This window comes from Aeromonas sp. A35_P (assembly GCF_002259925.1).
Lineage (GTDB): Bacteria > Pseudomonadota > Gammaproteobacteria > Enterobacterales > Aeromonadaceae > Aeromonas > Aeromonas dhakensis.
Window position 1 is genome coordinate 1 of record NZ_NEVB01000068.1, and the last position, 8,461, is coordinate 8,461.

At 58.8% G+C, this 8,461-nt stretch carries 9 protein-coding genes and 1 pseudogene; 4 read left to right on the top strand and 6 right to left on the bottom strand.

What is annotated here, in order from left to right; translation table 11 throughout:
• Positions 1 to 332: 332 nt before the first annotated feature.
• The 4 genes from arcA to CAK78_RS05640 all read left to right on the top strand — a co-directional run bounded on the left by arcA (position 333) and on the right by CAK78_RS05640 (position 5,156).
• Complete coding sequence (gene arcA, locus CAK78_RS05625) at positions 333 to 1,553, top strand: arginine deiminase (protein WP_094696643.1); 1,221 nt, start codon at positions 333 to 335, stop codon at positions 1,551 to 1,553.
• Between the two features lie 62 nt (positions 1,554 to 1,615).
• Complete coding sequence (gene arcC, locus CAK78_RS05630) at positions 1,616 to 2,542, top strand: carbamate kinase (RefSeq protein ID WP_010635806.1); 927 nt, start codon at positions 1,616 to 1,618, stop codon at positions 2,540 to 2,542.
• Positions 2,543 to 2,621: 79 nt separating this feature from the next.
• Positions 2,622 to 3,626, top strand: coding sequence for an ornithine carbamoyltransferase (gene argF, locus CAK78_RS05635; RefSeq protein WP_005306471.1), 1,005 nt, complete (start codon positions 2,622 to 2,624; stop codon positions 3,624 to 3,626).
• 123 nt (positions 3,627 to 3,749) lie between these two features.
• Positions 3,750 to 5,156 (top strand): YfcC family protein, encoded by a 1,407-nt coding sequence (locus CAK78_RS05640; protein WP_005306469.1) that lies wholly within the window; start codon positions 3,750 to 3,752, stop codon positions 5,154 to 5,156.
• A gap of 156 nt (positions 5,157 to 5,312) precedes the next feature.
• Here CAK78_RS05640 and CAK78_RS05645 read toward each other — a convergent pair whose 3' ends face one another.
• The 6 genes and pseudogenes from CAK78_RS05645 to CAK78_RS05665 all read right to left on the bottom strand — a co-directional run.
• A complete protein-coding gene (locus CAK78_RS05645) occupies positions 5,313 to 5,804 on the bottom strand; it encodes an arginine repressor (protein ID WP_005306467.1) in 492 nt (163 codons plus the stop codon).
• 218 nt (positions 5,805 to 6,022) lie between these two features.
• Positions 6,023 to 6,487: an aspartate carbamoyltransferase regulatory subunit gene (pyrI, locus tag CAK78_RS05650; protein ID WP_005306465.1), complete on the bottom strand. Its 465-nt coding sequence runs from the start codon at positions 6,485 to 6,487 to the stop codon at positions 6,023 to 6,025.
• 16 nt (positions 6,488 to 6,503) lie between these two features.
• Positions 6,504 to 7,424: an aspartate carbamoyltransferase gene (pyrB, locus tag CAK78_RS05655; RefSeq protein WP_176452690.1), complete on the bottom strand. Its 921-nt coding sequence runs from the start codon at positions 7,422 to 7,424 to the stop codon at positions 6,504 to 6,506.
• Positions 7,405 to 7,599 (bottom strand): hypothetical protein, encoded by a 195-nt coding sequence (locus tag CAK78_RS22790; protein ID WP_176452691.1) that lies wholly within the window; start codon positions 7,597 to 7,599, stop codon positions 7,405 to 7,407. The genes pyrB and CAK78_RS22790 overlap by 20 nt, the downstream gene beginning before the upstream one ends.
• 99 nt (positions 7,600 to 7,698) lie before the next feature.
• Positions 7,699 to 8,130, bottom strand: a pseudogene (locus CAK78_RS05660) (hypothetical protein); the annotation flags it as partial.
• Between the two features lie 4 nt (positions 8,131 to 8,134).
• Positions 8,135 to 8,461 (bottom strand): transposase (locus CAK78_RS05665; RefSeq protein WP_141214113.1); only part of this gene is annotated, 327 nt, incomplete at its 5' end.

An 8,461-nucleotide genomic window follows, 5' to 3' on the forward strand; every position in this document is an offset into this window, starting at 1 on the left:
CCTTTATAGATATTTGGCGTGAATGAAACAAGGTGAAATATGAAATATGTGCCGAAGAAAGTGCGTATTTAAACGGGAGAGGTGAATGGGAGATTGTCAGTTCTGTTACCCCTATCAAAGAATAAACCGTGAATTTATTCAGTTCTGGGTGAATGTGATCAATGTCTAAGTTTATCGTGATTGGCAGGTCTAACCTCGGTCTCGAAAGGCAAGGGCAGGATAGAACATAAGCCGATTACCCTACATAAAGAATATCCCGCCTTAGCCACGAGCATGAATAGAAGGAATCTATTCAATCACTCGCAGGGACCACTGCTAGACGGAATATAATCATGAGCAAATTTTATGTAGGTTCTGAAGTTGGCCAATTGCGCCGTGTCATGTTGCACCGCCCCAACCTCAGTCTGAAGCGTCTGACTCCTTCCAACTGCCAGGATCTGTTGTTCGATGACGTCCTGTCCGTTGAACGTGCTGGTCAGGAGCACGACAAATTCGCTCAGGTACTGCGCGATCAGAATGTCGAAGTTTTCCTGCTGACCAATCTGCTGGCGGAAACCCTGGACGTGCCGGAAGCCAAAACCTGGCTGCTGCAACATCAGGTCTCCGACTATCGCCTCGGCACTTCTTTTGCCAACGATTTACGCTGCTTCCTGGCCGACATGCCGCACCGCGAGCTGGCCCGCATTCTCTCCGGCGGCCTGACCTACTCCGAGATGCCCTACAGCGGCGTCAACATGGTAGTGGGCATGCACGCACCGACCGACTTCATCATCGAACCGCTGCCCAACCACCTCTTTACCCGTGACACCTCCTGCTGGGTTTATGGCGGCGTCTCCATCAACCCGATGGCCAAACCGGCCCGCCGTCGCGAAACCAACCACGTGAAGGCCATCTATCGCTGGCACCCGCAGTTTGCCGGTCAGGATTTCATCAAGTACTTCGGTGATGAGGATCGCGACTACGACAACTCCACCATCGAAGGGGGCGACGTACTGGTCATCGGTCGTGGCGCCGTGCTCATCGGCATGTCCGAGCGCACCACACCGCAAGGGGTCGAGCACCTGGCTCGCGGCCTGTTCAAGCACGGCCAGGCCAAACAGGTCATCGCCATGCAACTGCCTAAACACCGCAGCTGCATGCACCTGGATACCGTCATGACCCACATGGACATAGACACCTTCTCCGTCTATCCGGAAGTCATCCGCAAGGATGTGAACTGCTGGAGCCTGACTCCGGGCGGTGCCACCGGCATGAACATCAAGGAAGAGGGTTACTTCGTCACCGCCATCGAGAAGGCACTGGGTGTCGATCAGCTCAAGCTCATCACCACAGGTGGCGACACCTTCGAGGCCGAGCGCGAGCAGTGGAACGATGCCAACAACGTGCTGACCGTGCGCCCCGGCGTGGTGGTGGGTTACGAGCGCAATACCTACACCAACGAGAAGTACGACAAGGCCGGCATCACTGTGCTGCCCATCCCGGGTGAAGAGCTGGGACGTGGCCGCGGCGGCGCCCGCTGCATGAGCTGCCCGATGGAACGCGACGGCATCTAACAAGACGGCGTGGCGCCGGCAGAGGCTGGCGCCACACAGCACCAAACTCGAGAGTAACACTCATGAAAAAACCAACTGTCGTCGTCGCCCTGGGTGGCAATGCTCTGCTCCGTCGTGGCGAGCCGCTTGAAGCAGATATCCAGCGCAAGAACATCGCCACCGCCGCCAAGACCATCGCCCTGATCGCTCAGGAGTACAACGTGGTGCTGGTGCATGGCAACGGCCCGCAAGTCGGCCTGCTGGCTCTGCAGAACAGTGCCTACACCAAGGTATCCCCCTATCCGCTGGATGTGCTGGGTGCCGAGTCCCAGGGCATGATCGGCTACATGCTGATCCAGGAATTGAAGAACCTGATGCCGAGCCGCAACGTCACCGCGCTGCTGACCCAGGTGCAGGTTGACCCGCAAGATCCGGCCTTCGTCAATCCGACCAAATTCATCGGTCCCGTCTACGAAGAGGCTGAAGCCCGCGCCCTGGCTGCAGAGAAGCAGTGGGTGGTCAAGGCTGACGGCAAGTTCTTCCGCCGCGTGGTGCCGTCTCCACTGCCCCAGCGCATCGTCGAAGGCGACGCCATCGAAACCCTGATCGCCCAGGGCCACCTCATCATCTGTACCGGTGGTGGTGGCATCCCGGTGACCTGGGATGGCCAGAGCCTGACCGGCATCGAAGCCGTCATCGACAAGGACATGTCTGCCGCCTACCTGGCCAAGCAGATCAAGGCCGACGCCCTGCTGATCCTGACCGATGCCGATGCCGTCTACCTGGACTGGGGCAAACCGACCCAGCGTCCGCTGCGGATCACCAGCCCGGACGAGCTGGCCGGCGTCAAGTTCGACGCAGGCTCCATGGGGCCCAAGGTCGAAGCCTCCTGCGAATTCGTCAAGGCGACCGGCGGCATGGTCGGCATAGGTGCACTGGACGATGGCTTGGCCATCCTCAAGGGCGAAGCCGGCACCAATATCGTCGCCACCCGTACCGTGAATGCGTAATTACCGACATATGTACTGAGAATGCGTAGTCAACACTACTGCCTGAATTGGTCTGAAACAAATATAGAGAGAACTCATCATGGCTTTTAATCTGCGTAACCGTAACTTCCTGAAACTGCTGGACTTCACCCCGCGCGAAATCCAATACATGATCGATCTGGCCATCGACCTGAAGAAAGCCAAATACGGTGGCTATGAGCGCAAACACCTGACCGGCAAGAACATCGCCCTGATCTTCGAGAAGACCTCCACCCGTACCCGTTGTGCGTTTGAAGTGGCGGCCTTCGATCAGGGCGCCCAGGTCTCCTACCTCGGCCCGAGCGGTTCCCAGATCGGCCACAAGGAGTCCATGAAAGACACCGCCCGGGTGCTGGGCCGCATGTATGACGGCATCGAATACCGTGGCTATGGCCAGGAGATCGTCGAAGAGCTGGGTGCCCACGCCGGCGTCCCGGTCTGGAACGGTCTGACCAACGAATTCCACCCGACCCAGATCCTGGCCGACTTCATGACCATGCTGGAGCACGGCAAGGGCAAACGCCTGGATCAAATCAAGTTCGCCTACCTGGGTGACGCTCGCAACAACATGGGTAACTCCCTGATGGTCGGTGCCGCCAAGATGGGCATGGACATCCGCCTGGTCGCGCCGAAAGCCTTCTGGCCGGAAGAAGAGCTGGTTGCCAAGTGCCGCCTGATCGCCGAAGAGACAGGCGCACGCATCACCCTGACCGAAGATGTGAAAGAGGGTGTGCTGGGGACCGACTTCCTCTACACCGACGTCTGGGTTTCCATGGGTGAAGCGAAAGAAGCCTGGGATCAACGCGTCAAACTGATGACCCCGTATCAGGTCAACATGGACGTCATCAACGCCACCAAGAACCCGGATGTGAAGTTCATGCACTGCCTGCCGGCGTTCCACAACGACGAGACCACCATGGGCAAGGAAGTGGCTGACAAATACGGCATGAAAGGCCTGGAAGTGACCGAGGACGTGTTCGAATCCGAGCACAGCATCGTGTTCGACGAGGCCGAAAACCGGATGCACACCATCAAGGCAGTGATGGTTGCTACGCTGGGCGACTAAGGTCGCAGTAGTGGTGCCGGGGGGCGACCCCCGGCTTTTCGACCATGTGACAGCGGCATAATACCTCCAACCCTACGACCCGCAGCCTGCATGGATACCACACCCACAGAAGGAAGCTGGACCATGACCAAATTCAAGTTCCCGTCAGCCTACACGATACTGTTCGTGCTGATCGCCCTGGTGGCCGCCCTGAGCTGGATAGTGCCGGCCGGCAAATACGAAATGACCATGAACGAAGCCCTCGGCAAGGAAGTGCCGGTGGCCGGTACCTACAAGCTGGTAGAGGGCAATCCCCAGGGGATCGTCGACGTGCTGCTGGCGCCGATCGATGGTCTCTACAACCATGACACCTACGAGGCAGGCGCCATCGACGTCTCCCTCTTCATCCTGATCATCGGTGGTTTTCTTGGCATAGTGACCAAGACAGGTGCCATCGATGCCGGTATCGAACGGGTGACCGACCGCCTGCGCGGCCGGGAAGAGTGGATGATCCCGATCCTGATGGCGCTGTTCGCCGCAGGGGGCACCATCTACGGCATGGCGGAAGAGTCCCTGCCGTTCTACACCCTGCTGGTGCCTGTGATGATGGCCGCCCGCTTCGACCCGGTGGTGGCTGCTGCAACTGTGCTGCTGGGGGCCGGTATCGGTACTCTGGGTTCCACCATCAACCCGTTCGCGACCGTGATCGCCGCCAACGCCGCCGGCATCTCCTTTACCGACGGCATCTGGCTGCGCGTCGCCATGCTGGTGGCCGGCTGGCTGCTCTGCGTGGCCTATGTGATGCGCTACGCCAAAATGGTGCGCAGCGACCCCAGCAAGTCCCTGGTGGCTGACAAGTGGGAAGAGAACCGTGCCCACTTCCTCGGCAACAAAAGCGACCAGATGCTGGAGTTCACTCTTACTCGCAAGATAGTGCTGGGCATCTTCGTCGCCGCCTTCGCCGTGATGATCTACGGGGTGGCCGTGCTGGGCTGGTGGATGGCGCAGATCTCCGGTGTGTTCCTGGCCGCCGCCATCATAGTCGGCGTCATCTCCCGCATGAGCGAGGAGGAGCTGACCTCCAACTTCATCGACGGTGCCCGCGACCTGCTTGGCGTGGCCCTGATCATCGGTATCGCCCGCGGTATCGTAGTAGTGATGGACAACGGCATGATCACCCACACCATATTGCACAGCGCAGAAGGGATAGTGACCGGCCTCTCCACCGTGGTGTTCATCAACGTAATGTTCGTGCTGGAAGTGGTGCTCTCCTTCCTGGTGCCGTCCTCCTCCGGCCTGGCCGTGCTGACCATGCCGATCATGGCGCCGCTGGCTGACTTCGCCAACGTGGGTCGCGAGCTGGTGGTCACCGCTTACCAGTCAGCCTCCGGTCTGGTGAACCTGGTGACCCCGACCTCCGCCGTGGTCATGGGTGGCCTGGCCATCGCCAAGGTTCCCTATGTACGTTGGCTGAAATGGGTAGCCCCGCTGCTCGGCCTGCTGACCGTGCTGATCGTGGTCTGCCTGAGCCTGGGTGCCGTGCTGGCATAAACACCGACAGACATAGCTGCAAAAACGGGAGCCACTGGCTCCCGTTTTTTATGGCCGACCAGGAGGCGGGCCCAGACAGCGCACGGATGGGATAAAAAGCCGATTGGCAGACAGCAAAAAGGCGACCCTGGGTCGCCTTGCTGCATTGGGGGAGGGCTAGCGCGCCTGTTCCAGGGTGCGCACCACGGCGGCGTGGGCCTGACGGGTGCGGCTGATGTGGCGCGGGGCGACCAGCACCACGTCGTTGCCGGCGACGGCGCCCATGATCTCGGGATTGGCGTTGCGATCCAGCAGACGGGCCACCACGGTGGCGGCCCCTGGCGTGGTATGGATCAACACCATCTGCTGGTTGTGCACCACGGCGCGCACCATGTCGTGAATGGAGCGGGTACTGCCGGCGGGTTCCAGCTGTTCGTCCACCAGGGTGTAGACCTTCTTGCCGTTGGCATTCTGCGCCTTGGCGACGCCGAGACGGCGCAGCAGGCGGGAGATGGTGGACTGGCTGATATCGGCAAAGCCGCGCTCCGACAGCTCGCGGCGGATCTCTTCCTGAGTGCTGTAGCAGTGCTGGCCGATGATCTGGCGACAGGCATCCAGCTGGGCCAGATCGGGCTCTTGGGCAACGGGACGGCTGAGGGTCTTGACCACGGCGAATTCCTTTGATGATGACCGACGGTAAACGCTCGATATCTGCCGCATTTGCTGAATATCAGCAAAAAATACTGGCAATCAATGCACTGGCAGGAAATGAGCGGGAATAGCTCTCTTTGGATGGCAAATTATAACCAACTGGTTATTTGGTGATGTGACAGGGGTCAAAAATGGGCCCCTTGGGGCCCACCTGGATATCTTTTTGAGTCTGGTTCTCAGTAGCGTTCGCTGACGATGTCCTGGGTGAAGGACTTCTCGCAGTATTTGCACTTCATCCGTACCGCGCCTTTCACCTCGCGCACCCGGAAGTAGCTCTCCACCGGCTCGTTGTGGGAGATGCAGTTGGAGTTGGGACAGTGGAACACCCCGGCGATGAACTCCGGCAGCTTGAGCTGGTGCTTCTTCACCACGGCGAAGTCTTCGATGATGTTGACGGTCGCCTTGGGGGCGAACAGCGCCAGCTGGTTGGCCTGCTGCTCGGTCAGGCGGGTGTTCTCGATCTTGATGAGATCCTTTTTGCCGAGGGCGCCGGATTTGAGGTTGAAGCCGACGGTGATCCGCTCCTGGGTCTCTACCAGCTGAAACAGCTTGAGGATCTTGATGCCCTGGCCGGCGGGGACGTGGTCGATGACGGAGCCGTGACGGATGGCTTCGACTTGCAGTTGGTTCTTGTCAGACATGATGTTCCCCTTTCCGTTAGACAGTTTCGTTCAGTACCAGAGCCAGCAGTGCCTGGCGCGCATAGACCCCGTTCTCCGCCTGCTGGAAGTAGTAGGCGTGGGGGGTCTTGTCGACCGCGACGTCGATCTCGTCGACGCGGGGTAGGGGATGCAGGATCTTCATGGTGGGCTTGGCCTCTTCCAGGGTGGCCAGTTCCAGCACGAACTTGGCGGCCATGTGCTTGTACTCGGTCTCGTCGAAGCGCTCTTTCTGGACCCGGGTCATGTAGAGGATGTCGAGCTCAGGCATCACCTCTTCCATGGTTTCATGCACGCTGAACTGGATACCCTTCTCTTCCAGCTCTTCGCAGATGTAGTCCGGCATCGCCAGCGCCTCCGGCGAGATGAAGAAGAAGCGGCAGTTGAACAGACTGAGGGCCTGGGCCAGGGAGTGCACGGTGCGGCCGTACTTGAGGTCGCCGACGAAGGCGACGTTGAGGCCGTCCAGCTTGCCTTGCGTCTCGCGGATGGAGAAGAGGTCGAGCAGGGTCTGGGTCGGATGCTGGTTGGAGCCGTCACCGCCGTTGATGACCGGCACGCGGGAGAATTCGGAGGCGAGACGGGCCGCCCCCTCTTTCGGATGACGCATCACCACCGCATCGGTGTAGGAGCCGATGATCTTGATGGAATCAGCCAGGGTTTCACCCTTCTTGGCGCTGGTGTTGCCACCGTCGGCGAAGCCGATGATGTTGCCACCCAGGCGCTGCACCGCGGTCTCGAAGGAGAGGCGGGTGCGGGTAGAGGCTTCGAAGAAGCAGCTGGCGACCAGCTTGTCTTTCAGCAAGCGGGTGTCGGGCTCGGCCTTCAACCGTTGTGCGGTTGAGACTACCAGTTCCATTTCAGACTGGGTCAGGTCCGTGATGGAGATGACATGTTTCTTATAGAGTGGATTGGTCATCGTCTGCATTCCCTTTGACATCAATGAAGGTTTTTCGGGCACAAAAAAAAGCCCCTGAAACAGGGGCTTTTTTTGAAAACAATTGGGGATCTGTGGGTCGGGAACCGGAAACAACGGTGCCGCTCTGGTGCGCTCCACCCGTCTGCAAGGCTGTTTTTTTCATCAAAAACTGCATCGTCCTGTCCTGACCTTTTTTCAAACCGGACAGATTATAGAGTCGCATTTTGAATTGTCAAAAATTTATTTCAAAGGCAACTTCTGTGCGGAAAAACGTTTAAGTGTCGCGAACAGGTCGGCAAACCCACACCTGATGCTGGGGCCGCAGTGGCTCGTCATCATGCACCATGGCGCGCAGATAGCCGAGCCTGTGGTGCCCTTCCAGCAGACAGTAGGGGTGGGGCAGGGGATGTCCGTTCGGATAGCTGTCGTTTGCCGTCGATGCCAGCACTATGATGGGGTCTGGCCAGCTCCCTTCGCGCAACATCCTCTCCCCGAGCCAGGAGTTGCGAACGTAGCGGTTGCTGCGCAGCATCTCGCCCCAGCGTTCGATCACCTCCATATGACGGGAGTCTATCTGGTCGATGATCCGTGCAGTGGGCCAGCTTTCGCACTCGAACTGATGGCGGGCGAGGTCGATAAAGCTCCAGTTGGACTCAAAACCGCGCCAATGGCGATAAATCCACTGGATGAGCACATTTTCGGGAACCTGATTACCCATGACCCTCAGCCAGCTTCAAGAGCCGATATGGCATCGGAGGGCTTGCCACGACTGCATGCCCCAATTCAACCAACATGCTTTTGAGGTCAAAACGATGATTAAACCGGAAGCAGTATTCAGCAAGATGTCTCGGTAAATGCTTCGCTCCGAGCGTATGGCAACTGCCCCGCAGCGAGTTCTTCACATTCCCTATCATCGTGTTTACCCAGTTGAATGCCGGATGATCCAGCAAGTCAAGGTTGCCCCCGGTGACAACACCCAGGTGCTCACAATTGGCCTCCTTCACCGCCCTGAAACAGGCCAATCCATCGGATATCAC